Source organism: Burkholderia sp. SJZ089, from assembly GCF_007828315.1.
Taxonomy (GTDB): domain Bacteria; phylum Pseudomonadota; class Gammaproteobacteria; order Burkholderiales; family Burkholderiaceae; genus Burkholderia; species Burkholderia gladioli.
Genome location: NZ_VIUM01000003.1, coordinates 1 through 14,336, shown reverse-complemented (window position 1 = coordinate 14,336; position 14,336 = coordinate 1). Strand labels below are relative to the sequence as shown.

Annotated in this window: 17 protein-coding genes; 11 read left to right on the top strand and 6 right to left on the bottom strand. The window is 64.6% G+C overall.

All coding sequences use genetic code 11. The features are described from left to right. Window positions 1-525: 525 nt before the first annotated feature. Window positions 526-978 (bottom strand): type II toxin-antitoxin system HicB family antitoxin, encoded by a 453-nt coding sequence (locus FB600_RS06165; RefSeq protein ID WP_098151450.1) that lies wholly within the window; start codon window positions 976-978, stop codon window positions 526-528. A 207-nt stretch (window positions 979-1,185) separates the two neighbouring features. Here FB600_RS06165 and FB600_RS06160 point away from each other — a divergent pair, with 207 nt between their 5' ends. The 3 genes from FB600_RS06160 to FB600_RS06150 all read left to right on the top strand — a co-directional run bounded on the left by FB600_RS06160 (window position 1,186) and on the right by FB600_RS06150 (window position 2,932). After that, window positions 1,186-1,422 (top strand): hypothetical protein, encoded by a 237-nt coding sequence (locus FB600_RS06160; RefSeq protein ID WP_036055157.1) that lies wholly within the window; start codon window positions 1,186-1,188, stop codon window positions 1,420-1,422. Between the two features lie 109 nt (window positions 1,423-1,531). Further along, window positions 1,532-2,335 carry a transglutaminase-like domain-containing protein gene (locus FB600_RS06155; protein WP_036055160.1) on the top strand — a complete coding sequence of 268 codons (804 nt, stop codon included), beginning with the start codon at window positions 1,532-1,534 and terminating at the stop codon, window positions 2,333-2,335. Between the two features lie 393 nt (window positions 2,336-2,728). Continuing rightward, window positions 2,729-2,932: a cold-shock protein gene (locus FB600_RS06150; protein ID WP_013688848.1), complete on the top strand. Its 204-nt coding sequence runs from the start codon at window positions 2,729-2,731 to the stop codon at window positions 2,930-2,932. 1,270 nt (window positions 2,933-4,202) lie between these two features. Here the strand turns inward: FB600_RS06150 and FB600_RS37485 are convergent. Next, complete coding sequence (locus FB600_RS37485; RefSeq protein ID WP_124076838.1) at window positions 4,203-4,409, bottom strand: hypothetical protein; 207 nt, start codon at window positions 4,407-4,409, stop codon at window positions 4,203-4,205. A gap of 1,020 nt (window positions 4,410-5,429) precedes the next feature. Here FB600_RS37485 and FB600_RS06145 point away from each other — a divergent pair. The 3 genes from FB600_RS06145 (at window position 5,430) to FB600_RS06135 (ending at window position 7,494) form a co-directional block, all read left to right on the top strand. After that, entirely contained in the window at window positions 5,430-6,077 is a 648-nt protein-coding gene (locus FB600_RS06145) for a PadR family transcriptional regulator (protein WP_098153134.1), read from the top strand. Window positions 6,078-6,108: 31 nt separating this feature from the next. Further along, complete coding sequence (locus FB600_RS06140) at window positions 6,109-6,936, top strand: siderophore-interacting protein (RefSeq protein ID WP_096752158.1); 828 nt, start codon at window positions 6,109-6,111, stop codon at window positions 6,934-6,936. Between the two features lie 318 nt (window positions 6,937-7,254). Beyond that, complete coding sequence (locus FB600_RS06135; RefSeq protein ID WP_096752157.1) at window positions 7,255-7,494, top strand: hypothetical protein; 240 nt, start codon at window positions 7,255-7,257, stop codon at window positions 7,492-7,494. A 21-nt stretch (window positions 7,495-7,515) separates the two neighbouring features. On the opposite strand, the gene FB600_RS06130 is transcribed toward FB600_RS06135, so the two are convergent. Next, window positions 7,516-8,097, bottom strand: a complete 582-nt coding sequence (locus FB600_RS06130; protein ID WP_098182345.1) for an undecaprenyl-diphosphatase — start codon at window positions 8,095-8,097, stop codon at window positions 7,516-7,518. A gap of 90 nt (window positions 8,098-8,187) precedes the next feature. Between FB600_RS06130 and FB600_RS06125 the strand changes: the two genes are divergently transcribed. From FB600_RS06125 to FB600_RS06105, 5 genes are all read left to right on the top strand, one after another. Continuing rightward, a complete protein-coding gene (locus FB600_RS06125; RefSeq protein ID WP_127837727.1) occupies window positions 8,188-8,436 on the top strand; it encodes a hypothetical protein in 249 nt (82 codons plus the stop codon). Between the two features lie 97 nt (window positions 8,437-8,533). Further along, window positions 8,534-9,274, top strand: a complete 741-nt coding sequence (locus tag FB600_RS06120) for an acetoacetate decarboxylase (protein WP_145756378.1) — start codon at window positions 8,534-8,536, stop codon at window positions 9,272-9,274. Between the two features lie 48 nt (window positions 9,275-9,322). Further along, window positions 9,323-10,108: a 3-hydroxybutyrate dehydrogenase gene (locus FB600_RS06115; RefSeq protein ID WP_096752154.1), complete on the top strand. Its 786-nt coding sequence runs from the start codon at window positions 9,323-9,325 to the stop codon at window positions 10,106-10,108. Beyond that, window positions 10,105-11,316: a patatin-like phospholipase family protein gene (locus FB600_RS06110; RefSeq protein ID WP_164467697.1), complete on the top strand. Its 1,212-nt coding sequence runs from the start codon at window positions 10,105-10,107 to the stop codon at window positions 11,314-11,316. The genes FB600_RS06115 and FB600_RS06110 overlap by 4 nt, the downstream gene beginning before the upstream one ends. 75 nt (window positions 11,317-11,391) lie before the next feature. After that, window positions 11,392-11,856 carry a hypothetical protein gene (locus FB600_RS06105; protein WP_096752153.1) on the top strand — a complete coding sequence of 155 codons (465 nt, stop codon included), beginning with the start codon at window positions 11,392-11,394 and terminating at the stop codon, window positions 11,854-11,856. Window positions 11,857-11,878: 22 nt separating this feature from the next. Here FB600_RS06105 and FB600_RS06100 read toward each other — a convergent pair whose 3' ends face one another. The 3 genes from FB600_RS06100 to FB600_RS06095 all read right to left on the bottom strand — a co-directional run. After that, window positions 11,879-12,706, bottom strand: coding sequence for a GSU2403 family nucleotidyltransferase fold protein (locus tag FB600_RS06100; protein ID WP_036055175.1), 828 nt, complete (start codon window positions 12,704-12,706; stop codon window positions 11,879-11,881). Beyond that, complete coding sequence (locus FB600_RS37095; RefSeq protein WP_186234347.1) at window positions 12,703-13,836, bottom strand: RpiR family transcriptional regulator; 1,134 nt, start codon at window positions 13,834-13,836, stop codon at window positions 12,703-12,705. Before FB600_RS37095 ends, FB600_RS06100 begins: the two co-directional genes overlap by 4 nt. Before the next feature lie 222 nt (window positions 13,837-14,058). Then, window positions 14,059-14,336: dihydrodipicolinate synthase family protein (locus FB600_RS06095; RefSeq protein ID WP_186467849.1), on the bottom strand; the 278-nt coding region annotated here is incomplete at its 5' end.

Here is a 14,336-nt window from a genome sequence, read left to right as displayed (position 1 = left end):
ACCAGTCGCAGCATGCAGGCACCCGGATCGAGCCTCACGTTGTCCACCACGATATGTGACATGCCAGTGGCGACCGGTGCGAAATTGTCAATCACGATGTCGTAGTGCGCTGCCTCGTGACGAAGCGTGGCGCGAAAATCCGGCCAGGCATCGCGGGATGCAGGGGCGTATCGTCAGCATGCCGCCCTGCTCGCAAAGCCCGAGCAGTCCCTCGACCCCGGCCCGATACAACCATCCCGCCGAATCCGTGTACCAGGCCAGCCGCCGCGTCCGACAGCACGCTCCAGGACTGCGCGATCGGATCGATCGCACATCCGCGGCGTGCCGTCATCGAAATAGCCACGCCGATACCAAGCGCCATCCCAGCCCGCCTTCTCCAGCGCCTCGTACAGGGCCGGGCGCGCGCATGCCAGCGCCGCGCGCCGCTCGTGCTCGCGGCGCGGGCAGCGAACGGCTGGGACACACCTTGCGCGGTGGCGACCCGATAGCCCGCCTGGACAGTTCGTCATCTGGTCGGGCGGCACGTCACATGAGCGGCAAGGCAGGCAAGGCGGCCGGTGCCAGGCGATCGGGTCCGACGCCGCACGCGGGATGGCCGCCGCGCTCGCACATCAGGGACAAGGCCGCCTCGCGCGTGGAGCCCAGCGCATTCGCCATCCGATCGATCTCGTGCACGAACTGCCTCGACAGGCACAGCTCGATGCGCAGGCTGGTCGACCGCACCCCGCCGATGTCGATATCAACGAATCGCCAGATTCCCTTGCCGGTATCGAGCGCCGAGGCTTGCAGAATCACCATGTCGGTGGTGGGAGGAGGAATGAGACGTGCTTGCTCGTCGTAGCAAGTGACGACCGCCTTGGCGGCAAGGGCGTGCAATTCTGCATAGGAGCCGCCTGCGGCCTGCACCGCCGGGAAATCCGGAAGCGCGCCGTGATAGCGGCGCATACCAAGGCGCGTGATGTAGATCGGGTATTCCATGTTTTTCCTGGAGACGGATTCGCTGGACCTCAGGGTGCGGTACAACCCATCTCCAAGTCGGTACGATAGGGCACCATCGTTCGAGCCGGTATAGCGCGCGAGCCTGCCGGCAAGCCGATGGTCACGGCCATCGAGACGCGACGCCGGGCGGGACGAACCGCTCCGGGCGGCCCGTGTTAGTCTGCGAAACTCACGAGGAGGCATGTCATGAATCGGGTCATCGCGTATCGCGGCTTCGAGATCCACGTCGAATTGACCCCAGCCACACCGGAAACCTTTGACGTGACCTTCCAGGTAAAAAGCCGTACGAATCTCGAAGTGCTGGGCGCACGGGGAGGTCGCATCCCGCTGCGTCACGGCCCCTTTACCGAACGATGGGCCTTTCTGGTCGCCGAAATCGCGGGCCAGGCCGCCATCGATGTCCTACTGGGCCCGACCGACTGACTCCCTTTCTTCGTTTCCTCGCTCCCCCTACCGCTCCGCCGATCATGTTCGAGCGCGCGCTGCCAAACAGCGAGGCGCGGCCCACGATCAATCTGGTTAAGGAGACTTCATGAAGCTGCGCGTCGGATATGAACTGTCATACGAGTGCCCACAGCCCACGCCGATGATGCTGATGCTGCACACACATTTTTCCCATGCGCGGGATATCGTGGTGGCAGACATACTCGTCACCGATCCGCCACTGCCGATCAGCCAGTATCGCGATTCGTTTGGCAACCTATGCAGTCGCACCGTTGCCCCCATCGGACGCGTCAAGTTTCATACGACCGCCATCATCAACGTACCCGATGTCATGGAAACCCGGCCCGCCGGCGGTCGAGGCCATCCAGTCGAGCAATTGCCCGACGAGACGCTGATTTTTCTATTGGGAAGCCGGTACTGCGAAACGGACCTCCTGGTCGACACCGCGTGGCAGTTGTTCGGCCATTGCGCGCCCGGGCGCGAGACCGTGCTGGCGATCTGCGATTTCGTGCATCAGCATATCGAATTCGATTACGGGCACGCACGCCCCACCAAGACTGCCTGGGAAGCGTACCGCGAACGCAAGGGTGTCTGCCGGGACTTCGCGCACCTGGGCGTCGCGTTGTGCCGTGCCATGAATATCCCCGCGCGCTACTGTACCGGCTATATCAGTGACGTGGGCTTGCCGCCCGCAACGGCGCCGATGGATTTCGCAGGCTGGTTCGAAGCCTACGTGGGAGACAGTTGGCAGACCTTCGACCCGAGAAACAATGCGCCACGTATCGGGCGCGTACTGATGGCATACGGCCGCGATGCGGTGGATGTCGCGATCAGCAATGCATTCGGGCCAGCCGTGCTGACTCATTTCGAGGTGCATTGCGATCGGGAATAGTCGTGGCGGCCGTGCTGTCGACACGGGGATAGTCAGTCACCGCCAGCCGACAATGGTCCTCGCCATGTGGGCTATGGCACGCTTCCATAGTTGGTAGGCATCGCCTTGGCGACACCGCCGTTCAGGACCACGCCACTGATCTGATGGGGTCGGTGCGCAGCCAAGCCGTGTTGCATCGCTCGTCGGCAGGACGGTCCGCCTGGCGAAACAGTTACAAGATTGGCATTGACCGCGACGGCACCCAACAGATACCGTGTCGACTGAAGTTCAAGAAGTTCGAGTGCTGTTCATCAATTGTCCGCTTTTCAGGCGGTATTCGTTGTCCTCTCCCTCCTTGATGCTTCACATGCCCATCTACAGGGCGAATCTTTTTACTTTTCTCAAGGATTTTTCATGGATACCGGTATCGTCAAGTGGTTCAATGACAGCAAGGGTTTTGGCTTCATCACGCCGGACAACGGCGGCGACGATCTGTTCGCGCACTTCTCGGAAGTGAGCGGCGACGGCTTCAAGACACTCGCTGAAAATCAGAAAGTCAGCTTCGAAACGAAGCGCGGCCCGAAGGGCATGCAAGCAGCTAACATCAAGCCGCTGTAAGGGTTGAAGAACCGGCACCTGGCAACAGGTGCCGAAAGTGCGGCGACACCCTCGCGACGCTGTCTCCCCGAGATCAGGGCGATCGCATATGGCTGTGCCTGTTCATTCAGCCATTGCCCGAGCGCTACACACCTCATTTCCCTACCTCTGGCCTCAAGGCCATTTCTTCGCGTTTCGGCTGCTTCGGATTTAGCTTGCAAGGGCCATGGGCCCTATCGCAAGTCAGCCGCGACCAGATCCGTCAACCAACTCTGATCGCACGCGCGAACGCTCGCCGCGATTGCGCTTCGGTTAAGGGTCCCAAATGCACCGAGCGTGGCCGCAAGCGCAGCCTCGATGATCCCCTCCAGCGAAAGTCCGCTCTCTTCATTGCCCTACTGCTCCGTCAACATCGAATCGGGCAGCGCTGTGTCACTGGCGCTTTGAAGCCTCCTTCTTCAGTTTCCTCGCATCCCTTTTTTCCTTCGGTGTTCTAATCGCCACTTTTTTCTCCGATTTTTTGGCATTGTGGGCTTTGCTCATGATTACCTCCTTCTAGGGAACTCTCACAGAGTATGTCGTGATGCATCTTGCGACGTAGCGGAAACCACGCCTATTCAATCACGTGACGGTTACGATCAGCGTTTCGCATTTGACGGCGATTACCTCCATCTGAACGTGAAGGATGCAGTGATCCACGCCTACACTAGTCGAGTGGCGCATCCATCCATAACAAGCGTGGGCAAAGCTACCTGTCACTTTTCCTATCCTTTCGTGGCAAGCCTTGTTTCGTTGACAGTCTCGCCGTCATTTTCCCAACGTCGCGCGAAAGCTCAAGCCTGTCATGGAGCCCAATCCAGCACCCTGGTGGCGCGAGGCCGCGCCTTCCGGCTTATGCCCTGGCTGACGCGCTACTCATCGGCAGATAGACGATGCACAGTGCGGCAACGTACAGATTTTCCGCACCGACGAAAGCACAATATCGGCACTATTTGCTGTGCATTCCGGCATTCACCGCCTCCGCGAACAGAGTGTCAGCGCTCGTGAGGAATGCGACAAGTAACTTCAGTTCGTGGTCCGAGGATAGAAAATGACAAGCGCAATGTGGGGCATCGTGATTGGGATGGCACTGATCGTCGGATTTTCCTTGCATCGATCTAGGTCAGGCGGGATAGAAGCCATCGCAGCTTCCAGTCGCATCTTTGAAGAGCCGCCGGCTTCGACATCCGCCTTGTAGTGACGCTCTACGTTCTGTCTGAGAGAGCAGAGATTGGGCCCCGACTCAGACACATCAGAGATCGGGCAGAACATGCATGCCAAGACGTTTTCGGCTCTGGGACATGCGTTGTCTAGGCGTATGGATCTTTGTGGCGACCACCAATTCGGCCCACCACTCAGGTGGCGCCACAGGCATTCCGTCATCAGCGGTGCGCGCGTTAGCACGCGGTTGCTGGGCCGTTTCCTCTAGCGTCAGTGGCGTTGTCCAGTTATCGCTCATTAAGGCACTCCTTCCTCGCAAGCTGTCTGCATCACAATGCGCGCGGCTGGGACAGTATGTCGGTACGTTGCCGTACGGATTCTCGAGGAGGGGACGCTTGCCCCCGAACCAAGGGAGGATGTAGTTGACAGTGTCTAAGGGGATGGACCGAACTCGACCTCGCATTGATGGTCCGGCACGGGCGCCCGATCGGGCGAGCACCACCTGGGACAGGGCGACGTGGTGTGGGCCTCGCCTCGCATCTGGACTTCACACTGGCGGACAGATTATCGGTGCCGCTCGCGTCGCCTCCCGAAATCCGCTGCTGCCGCCAGCGCGGGCTGGCCAGGCCGGGCCGCCCATATCACGGATCTACATGAGCCAGAGGCAACCACCGCGTGTAGCCTGCTGTCACGGCATTTGTGCTGTCCGATCGCACCGCGTCGGCGGCTAGGTTAGTCAGGCACCTACCGTTTGGCCTGCCAGTCCAATCGACTGCCACGTCGTCGTATCGTCGTAGGCCACGGCCAGGGAGATGCCGCCTCCTTGATCGGGCAAGCCGTACACGGAAGTCGGGAGCTCGTTGGAATTTTCGATGGTGCGGCAGTCGAGATTACGCAGCGTGTCGCCCACGTTATGCAGCACCGCACCGCCGAGCTGGTAGGCCGGTGCCGAGATCGCGTCATCGGCAAAACTCCGAGCCGCGCCACGCTACTACGCGCCGTTGATAACGTCTGAGCTGGCGCTGCCGACCTGGCCCGCTGCTAGGTTACGGATCGCCACCAGCTCGCCCGCGCCCTTGATCCTCCCCTCAATTTCCTTCTTGACGATATATCTTTCGATATATATCTTTCGATACATCTTTAGACATGTACGAAGGAGAACACGATGCGTCGTTCCCATCATCACGGCCGTTTCCGCGACGGCGTCGAAGGCGGCTGGTGGCAAGGCCCGGGCTGCGACCCGGATGCCGAGCGCCACGCGCGCGGCCATGAGCATGGCGATTTCCGCCGTCACGGCGGCCTGGCCAGGTTGTGGGCCATGGCCGGCGGCCGGCGCGGCGGCGGCCGCCACGGCTTCGGCGGCTTTCCGGAAGGCTTCGGCGGCCCCGGCGGTTTCGGCGGCTTCGACGATCCGCGCATGCCGCGTGGCCGCCAGTTCAATTCCGACGACCTGCAACTGATGCTGCTCTCGCTGCTGGCCGCCCAGCCGAGCCACGGCTACGAGCTGATCAAGGCGCTCGACACGCGCTCGCAAGGCTTCTACGTGCCGAGCCCCGGCATGGTCTACCCAGCGCTGACCTACCTGGAAGAAGTCGGCTACGTGACCGTCGAGGTCGACGGCAACCGCAAGCGCTACGCGCTCGCCGAAGCAGGCCGCGAGCATCTCGAAGCCCAGCGCGAGCGTGTCGAACTGCTGTTCGCGAAGCTCGAGCACCTCGGCCGCAAGATGGAATTCATGCGCCGTGCCTTCGCGGGCCAGGGCCAGGGCGAAGCCGGCGAGGACACGCCGGAAGGCGGCTGGCTGCCCGAGTACGTCGAGGCACGCCTGGCGCTGAAACACCTGCTGTTCCGCAAGAGCGCGGTCAGCCCGGACGAGCAGCGCCGCATCGCCGCGATCCTGCGCCGCACGACGGCCGAGATCGAAGGCAAGCCCGAAGCCGCGCCGAACGCCGCGCCCGACGCCTGAAGCGCCTCCACCCAACCCGGAGAATCGATTGATGCAGAATCCGACTGAACGCGCCGTGACGCGCGTGCGCCATACGCTGAAACGCCGCGAACTGACCGTCAGCCGCATCACGCGCGTGACGCCCCATCTGCTGCGCGTGACGCTCACGGGCGAGGATCTCGACGACTTCGTCAGCGCCTCGTTCGACGATCACGTGAAGGTGTTCTTCCCCGCGCACGGCGAAACCGAAGCACCCAGGCCGGTACTGGGCCCGAACGGGCTCGAGCTGCCGGAAGGCGCGCCCAGGCCGATCATGCGCGATTTCACGCCGCGCCGTTACGACCGCGAGGCACGCGAGCTCGACCTCGAGTTCGTGCTGCACCACCCTGGCCCGGCCTCGCAGTGGGCCGAGCAGGCCGCCGTGGGCCAGACGCTGGCGATCGGCGGCCCGCGCGGATCCTTCGTGGTCCCGACCGATTTCGACTGGCACCTGCTGATCGGCGACGATACGGCGCTGCCCGCCATCGCGCGCCGCCTGGGCGAACTGCCGGCCGGCACGCGCGCGGCGGTGGTGGTGGAAGTCGCCGATGCCTCGGCGCACATCGAGTTCGAGTCGCGAGCCGAGGTCTACACGATCTGGCGATATCGCGACGACCCGGCCGCCGCCGGTGCCGAAGCGGGCACGCAGTTCGTCGAGGCCCTGAGCGAGCTGCCGCTGCCGAATGGCGACGGTTATGTCTGGGCGGCCGGCGAGGCGGCGGCGATGCGCGCGGTGCGCCAGCATCTGTGCGACACGCGCGGCGTCCATAAGTCGCGCATCCGTGCCTCGGCCTACTGGAAACGCGGCGCCGAAGGCGTGCACGAATCGCTCGACGATTGACCGGCGGAAGGTGCCGATCGAAGCGACGCCGCTCGCTGTCGACGCCGAAAGCTTGTCAATTTTCGATAAGCGAAGCGCTTGCGGGCTTGCACCCGCGCTTGGCAGTGCCATCGCGCGTGGTATATATCCGACTGAATGGCCTGCGGGGCGCCTGGCGTCCAGCGGGCCATTCGCCGGTCCGGCGGCGGGCAAGCAGCGAATGCCCGCGCGCGACGGCCGGCTCGACCGTCGCGATGCGGCGCAACACGGTCGCGACGATGCGGGAGACCACGCGCGGTCCGTCCCATGGACACGCGCTCATCGTTTCAGCGCACGACCATGAACGCCGACCACAATACGCATACCACGCTCGCCCGCTCGCTCCGGATCGTCGCCTACTGCTCGCTCACGGCCATCGTGATCGCGCTGTTCGTCGCGATGTGCGCGATCCTGCGTGACAGCGCGATCGACCGCGAAGTCTCGCAACGCGGCGCCACCGATACGCTCGAACTGCATGGCGGCACGGGCGCCTCGCCCGACGTCGCGCCCGACGCCACGGCCGGCAAGTCCCCAGGCTGACGATCGATCGCCTCGCGCGGCCTAGCGGCCGCGCAGATTCCCCGATACCACCACCCTCAGCGTCTCGCCGATGCGTTCGAGGCGTGCCACCAGCATGCCGCCGTAGCAACGCACCAGCAGCGCGCCGGCGGTGCCCGTGAACACCCCGCCGAGCATGTCGAGCGGCCAGTGCACGCCCGCGTAGACACGTCCCCAGGCCACCAGCAGCGCGTCGATCGCCATCGCGATGCCGAGCGCGCGCGTGCTGCGCGACAGCCACAGCGCGCTCGCCACGCTCCAGACGAAGGTCATGTGATTGCTCGGGAACGAGCCGTCCGCCGCATGCGGGATCAGCTGCGTGCCGAGGCCGATCGCGAACGGCCGCGGCGAATACCACACGCTGGAGATGAGTTGCGCGAGCAGCAGCGCGACGCAGGCGGCCAGGCCGGCCGCGATCGCCTGCCGGCGCACCGGCCGCGTGCCGGCGAACCAAACCGCCAGCAGCAGCGCCGGCACGATGAATACCAACCAGACCGCGGCGAATATCGCCAGATTGGCAACCGCGGGTTGGGGATGGGAGCCGGCATTGAGCGCCGCGAACGCGGTGAGATTGAGATTGAGCATCGGGGACGAGCGGGACGAAGCGCGATCGGCAGGGATCGCGCAGCGCCGACATTACGAAGGATTGACGTCGGGACCGCCAATGAAAGCGGATTGAAACGCCTTGCTGCAGCGCGGCACTTTGATGGTGGTGCGGCGCAAAAGTTCAATGTCGGTATCGATGCGATCTTCGATGCAAGCCGCGGCGCGATCCCGTATTCTCTCACCCTGAATCCCGAAAACACTCACCCAGGATGCTCACACGAGCGTCATCGGCGCGCGGGAAGATGCGGATTCGCCGCCGTCATTAGGTCGATTTCGCGCATCGATTTCACGATTTCTGAAGTTCAGGCTACGAATTAAGCAATAAACTCTTCCGCTTGCGGCAGCGCACAATCGATCTGCAACAGCATTAGGATATCGGCACTCTTCCCTCAGCAGCGATCAACAAGGAGTCCGCATGAACCCGAGTCAAGTCCTGTCGAATGCGTTCGCGATGCCGCTCACGAGTCCCGCGTTTCCGATGGGACCGTACCGCTTCATCAATCGTGAGTTCCTGATCATCACGTACCGCACCGACATGGACCGCTTGCTCGAGATCGTGCCGGAGCCGCTGAAGGTCACCCAGCCGCTGGTCCACTACGAGTTCATCCGCATGCCGGACTCCACCGGCTTCGGCGACTACACGGAAAGCGGGCAGGTGATTCCGGTCGAATTCGAAGGCCAGCCGGGCGGCTACACGCTCGCCATGTACCTCAACGACCACCCGCCGATCGCCGGCGGTCGCGAGCTGTGGGGCTTCCCGAAGAAGCTCGCGCAGCCGACGCTCGAAACGCATACCGACACGCTGCTGGGCACGCTCGACTACGGCCCGGTGCGCGTGGCCACCGGCACCATGGGCTACAAGCACAAGGACCTCGATCTGGTCGAGCAGCAGCAGCGCCTGGCCGGCGCGAACTACCTGCTGAAGATCATTCCGCACGTCGACGGCAGCCCGCGCATCTGCGAGCTGGTGCGCTACTACCTGCAGGACATCAAGATGAAAGGCGCCTGGACCGGCCCGGCCTCGCTGCACCTGGCGCCGCACGCGCTGGCGCCGGTGGCCGACCTGCCGGTGCTCGAGATCGTCGAGGCGCGCCACCTGATGGCCGACCTCACGCTCGGCCTCGGCGAAGTCGTCTACGATTACCTCGCGAAGTAAGACCTCGCCTCACCTGAACGCATCCACCAACAACACGGGAAATCGATCATGAGCAATCTGACTGGCAAGACCGCTGTCGTCACCGGCGCCGCGAGCGGCATCGGCAAGGAAATCGCGCTGGAACTGGCCAGGGCGGGCGCCGCCGTGGCGATCGCCGACCTGAACCAGGACGGCGCGAACGCCGTGGCCGAGCAGATCAAGGCGGCCGGCGGCAAGGCGATCGGCGTGGCGATGGACGTCACCAACGAGGACGCCGTCAATGCCGGCATCGACAAGGTCGCCGCCGAGTTCGGCTCGGTCGACATCCTGGTCTCGAACGCGGGCATCCAGATCGTCAATCCGATCGAGAACTACTCGTTCTCGGACTGGAAGAAGATGCAGGCGATCCACGTCGACGGCGCCTTCCTGACCACCAAGGCCGCGCTCAAGCACATGTACAAGGACGATCGCGGTGGCGTGGTGATCTACATGGGCTCGGTGCACTCGCACGAGGCCTCGCCGCTGAAGTCGGCCTACGTGACGGCCAAGCACGGCCTGCTGGGCCTGGCGCGCGTGCTGGCAAAGGAAGGCGCGAAGCACAACGTGCGCTCGCATGTGGTCTGCCCGGGCTTCGTGCGCACGCCGCTGGTCGACAAGCAGATCCCCGAGCAGGCCAAGGAACTCGGCATCAGCGAAGAGGAAGTGATCAAGCACGTGATGCTGGGCAACACCGTCGACGGCGTGTTCACCACGGTGGAAGACGTCGCCAAGACGGTGCTGTTCCTGTCGGCCTTCCCGAGTGCCGCGCTCACGGGCCAGTCCTTCATCGTCAGCCACGGCTGGTTCATGCAATGAAGCCGCACGCCCGTACCGAGAAACAGGCGAGCGACCCCGACCTGCAAGCCGAGGCCGGCGCGCCGGCCGCGCGCGGGCTGCCGTACGAAACGATCGCGCTCGTGCTGCAAGGTGGCGGCGCGCTCGGCTCGTATCAGGCGGGCGTGTTCGAAGGGCTGCACGAGGCCGGCGTTCCGCTGAACTGGATCGCCGGCATCTCGATCGGCGCGCTGAACACCGCGCTGATCGCCGGCAATGCGCCCGAGCATCGCGTCGAGCGGCTGCGCGAATTCTGGAACACGATCTGCCAGCCCGCGTTCTTCCCGGCGCTGCCGACCGCGATCGAGTTCGCGCTGTTCAACAGCATCGAATCGGTGCGCCAGGCCTTCACCGCCTCGCAGGCGGCCAGCGCGATCCTGCAGGGGCAGCGCGGCTTCTTCGTGCCGCGCTTCCCGCCGCCGCTACCCGGCGTGCGCGAGGAAACCGAGCGTGTCAGCTATTACGACACCTCGCCGCTGCGCAAGACGCTGCTCGAGTTCTGCGATTTCGATCGCATCAACTCGGGCGAGATCCGCGTGTCCGTCGGCGCGGTGAACGTCGCCACCGGCAACTTTACCTACTTCGACAACACCAAGATCACGCTGCGCCCCGAGCACTTCATGGCCTCGGGCGCGCTGCCGCCCGCCTTCCCGCCCGTCGAGATCGACGGCCAGTTCTACTGGGATGGCGGCGTGGTGTCGAACACGCCGCTGATGGAAGTGCTGCGCGCCTCGCCGCGCCGCGACACGCTCGCGTTCCAGGTCGACCTCTGGAATGCGCGCGGGCCGCTGCCGGCCACGCTGGCCGATGTCTCGGAGCGAACCAAGGACGTGCAGTATTCGAGCCGGACGCGTTTCGTGACCGACACGCTGCAGCGCGAGCAGCGCTTCCGCAACGTGCTGCGCCGCGTGCTGGAGCTGGTGCCGGAGGACGTCCGCAACAACGATCCCTGGTGCCAGCAGGCCGGCGTGCTGTCGACCGGCAAGCGCTACAACGTCCAGCACCTGATCTACCAGCAGAAGTCCTACGAGCACGACTACAAGGACTACCAGTTCGGCCTCTCGACGATGCGAGACCACTGGTCGGCCGGGCTCACCGACATCCGCAACACGCTGGCGGTCAAGGACGCGCTCGCGCTGCCGACCAACGACGCCGGCTTCATCACGCACGACATCCACCGGCCGCGGTGATGCCGTCCTCGCGCGGCCGGTGCCGTTCCGGCCGGTCGCGCGATGTCTTTCCTCCCTCCCGATCCCCGCTCCCTCATGCCGATCCTGATCGTCCTGTTCGTGCTCGCCTCGCTTGTCTGGGGCGCGATTGCCGCGTTCCATGCCCTTGCCGCGCAGTTCGGCACGGGCGTCGCGATCGCCGCCGCCGTGGTGGCGGCCGCGTTACTGGCGTTCGCCGTGTCGGCGTGGCTGCGCAGCCGACGCGAGATCGCGCCGAATACCAGGGAAGGCGGCTGGACGCATGTGATGCGGCAGGGAACGGCTTCGCTGCAACTGTCGTCGACGCAGGGGCTGCTGTGGATGTCGCTGGATGGCGTGGAAGGGCGTTATACGCTGACCGATATCGTCGATTGCCAGGCGCGGCAGGTCGGCGGGCAATGGTGCCTGGTCGTGACGGTGCGCGACGCACGGCAACCCGAATGGCAATTGCCGATGGCCAGCCAGCGCGAGGCGCGGCGCTGGGCGCGCGTGGTGACGCTGGGGCGGACGGGAAGCTTGTGAGCTTGGGCGGCGCGCCGCAAGCTCAAGCCGAGCGCCCATAGAGATCGCCCAGCCATTGTCGGCAGATCGCCTGCATCTCGCGCGGCACGAGCAGACGATCGACGGGAATGCGCGCCGCCGCGCGAAGCTCGTCGGTCACTTCGCCAAACAAAGCCTCGATTCCCTCGACGATCTCGGCTCGTTCGCGTGCTGAAACATGGTGGGCGACGTCATCTCGCCAAAGCACCGCGAGCCGGCTTGCACGATCGGCAAACAGCACGATGGCATCGTGAATATAGAGGATGTCCTGGGCGAGCTTGCGCTGCCGCCGCCGCTCGTCGCGGATCAGGATTTTCTGCGCGATGAAGCTCACGGGATTCGGAATGCGCAAGCCATGGAGCGGAACCGGGAGCCCGGCCGTGCCGGCCGCGATGGATACCCGCCACGGCAAGGCCATCAGCAGGCTGAAACGGCGCAACTTCTGCGCGCTGATGCCGGAAGCATCGAGGGTGACGCTGGGCGCACCCTGGCGGGTGCGGCCGCTCCCCGACAGGGTGGTGAGGAATTCGGCATAGAAGCCGTGCCGCTCGTCGCCCAGGGTGTATTTCGCGACCGGCGGCCGATACTCGCCGCATAGCTGTTCTCGAAATCCCGCCGCGAGCAGCGCGTCTTTCATGCTGCCCTGGAACCGGGTGTGTTCGTCGAAGGCGATATCGGCGTCGAGCGTCGCGATCGGCCTGAACCGAGGGTCGGCCGTCGCGAGCGGATGCAGGCGATAAAGCCGATGCGCCCATCCGCCGACATAGACGATCTGGTCGCGCCAGGGTGCAAGCGCCGCGGCCAGCCGGGCAAAGGGTTCGAGGTCGTTCACGAGGTATCTCCGACGAGGTCGCGAAGTACCGTATTCTCGATGTGAAGCGACTGCTCCGTCCCGCGCGAAGGATGCGACACAGTGTCGAGCCAGACCTGGATCACATCGGCGACGACCAGGCCCTGCCGGCGCACGCTGCCTCGCAACAGCGAATTGGGCGCCGAGGCCTGCTTGAGTATCACGAGGCGCTCGGCATCCGCCGATGCAGGCGCCAACCCGGGCCAGTTTGCCGCCTGCTCGAGATCACGCACGTAAAGATAGGGCGGAACGCCGTGGACATGCCCGACGCCAAGCGCGTCGGCGGCCCCGAACAAGCCTACGCAGCCCTCGTGCTCGCCCAGCCAGCCGGCGATGCGCGCACGCGGATCGCCCGGCATCACGAAACGCATGCGGGCCTCGGGCGTGGTGGATCGGTAATAGGATTTCCAGCGCTCGGCCAGCTCGCGGCGCCTGACGATGCGCAGCTCGCCGCCCTCGTCGAGGAAACCCTGCTCGTGCATCGCGGCGACGAAGCGCGATGCCGTCATCACCGAGACATCGGCCGCTTTCGCCAGCTCGCTGATCGTGCGATAGCCAGCTCGCGGCGCCGTCAGCATCGCGGCGGGCACCTGGGGGGCGAACAGCACCTTGAGCAGCCACTGGTTCAAGTCGGAAAACAGGTTGGCGCCCCCGCGAATTCGCGCGCTGGCCACCCGCCGCGGCGTCGATATGGGCTGGTCCGTCGACATCGGCTCCAGGCCCGCGCCGCGAAAATACCGCGTGCCGCCCGGCGAGGCGACGCCAACCGCCACGTCGGCCGCGTAATTCGCGCAGAACTCGCCGATCCGGCGCAGCAGGGCACCCTGCAGTTCGCGCACCCAGATCAGCGCGAGCGGGCGCGCGCGGCCATGCGCACGCGCATAGGCCTGGGCCTGCAGGATCGCTTGCGCGAGCAAGGCGATGACGCGATCCGCGCGGCTTTCCGAGGCAGCCTTGACGTCAGCGACATACGACACCTTGCCCTTCCTTAGCAGCAGGTCGGGCTGGTAGCGCAAAGCCTGCGCGGGTGCCGCCACGACCTCCCAGCCCGCCGCGCGAAACAGCGCGGCGAAGGCGTGATCGGTGGATTGCTCGGATTCGATAATCATCATGCCCCCTTTCTAACACGGCCATGTTATTTACCATGGCCGTGTTAATTAACGTGGCCATGTTAAATCAGGGAATCCCGTCACGACAAATTCGGTGCCCATGCGTTTGCGACCGGGCAAGATTCGCTGCATCGGCCAGGCTCGAAAGCGACATGGCCGGCACCAAGGTGCCGGCCATGCGTGACGCCGTTCGCCGACTGAATGCGGCGCCACGAATATCGAGGCTTACTGCGCGCCAAGCTTCTTGATCAGCACATCGAGCTCGGCCAGTTCGGCTTCGTTCAGGTCCGTCAGCGGGGCGCGCACCGGGCCCGCGTCGTGGCCGACCAGCTTGGCGCCGGCCTTCACGATGCTGACCGCGTAACCCGCGCGGCGGTTGCGGATCTTCAGGTAGGGCAGGAAGAACGTGTCGATCAGCTTGCCGACGGTGGCGTGATCGTCGGCCGCGATCGCGCGGTAGAAGTCCATCGCCGTCTTCGGGATGAAGTTGAACACCGCCGACG

Bases quoted from the DNA above. Each gene is read 5' to 3' on its own strand.
- FB600_RS06165 (WP_098151450.1), bottom strand. From the start codon at position 978: ATGGAATACCCGATCTACATCACGCGCCTTGGTATGCGCCGCTATCAC.
- FB600_RS06160 (WP_036055157.1), top strand. From the start codon at position 1,186: ATGAATCGGGTCATCGCGTATCGCGGCTTCGAGATCCACGTCGAATTG.
- FB600_RS06155 (WP_036055160.1), top strand. From the start codon at position 1,532: ATGAAGCTGCGCGTCGGATATGAACTGTCATACGAGTGCCCACAGCCC.
- FB600_RS06150 (WP_013688848.1), top strand. From the start codon at position 2,729: ATGGATACCGGTATCGTCAAGTGGTTCAATGACAGCAAGGGTTTTGGC.
- FB600_RS37485 (WP_124076838.1), bottom strand. From the start codon at position 4,409: ATGAGCGATAACTGGACAACGCCACTGACGCTAGAGGAAACGGCCCAG.
- FB600_RS06145 (WP_098153134.1), top strand. From the start codon at position 5,430: ATGGCCGGCGGCCGGCGCGGCGGCGGCCGCCACGGCTTCGGCGGCTTT.
- FB600_RS06140 (WP_096752158.1), top strand. From the start codon at position 6,109: ATGCAGAATCCGACTGAACGCGCCGTGACGCGCGTGCGCCATACGCTG.
- FB600_RS06135 (WP_096752157.1), top strand. From the start codon at position 7,255: ATGAACGCCGACCACAATACGCATACCACGCTCGCCCGCTCGCTCCGG.
- FB600_RS06130 (WP_098182345.1), bottom strand. From the start codon at position 8,097: ATGCTCAATCTCAATCTCACCGCGTTCGCGGCGCTCAATGCCGGCTCC.
- FB600_RS06120 (WP_145756378.1), top strand. From the start codon at position 8,534: ATGAACCCGAGTCAAGTCCTGTCGAATGCGTTCGCGATGCCGCTCACG.
- FB600_RS06115 (WP_096752154.1), top strand. From the start codon at position 9,323: ATGAGCAATCTGACTGGCAAGACCGCTGTCGTCACCGGCGCCGCGAGC.
- FB600_RS06110 (WP_164467697.1), top strand. From the start codon at position 10,105: ATGAAGCCGCACGCCCGTACCGAGAAACAGGCGAGCGACCCCGACCTG.
- FB600_RS06105 (WP_096752153.1), top strand. From the start codon at position 11,392: ATGCCGATCCTGATCGTCCTGTTCGTGCTCGCCTCGCTTGTCTGGGGC.
- FB600_RS37095 (WP_186234347.1), bottom strand. From the start codon at position 13,836: ATGATGATTATCGAATCCGAGCAATCCACCGATCACGCCTTCGCCGCG.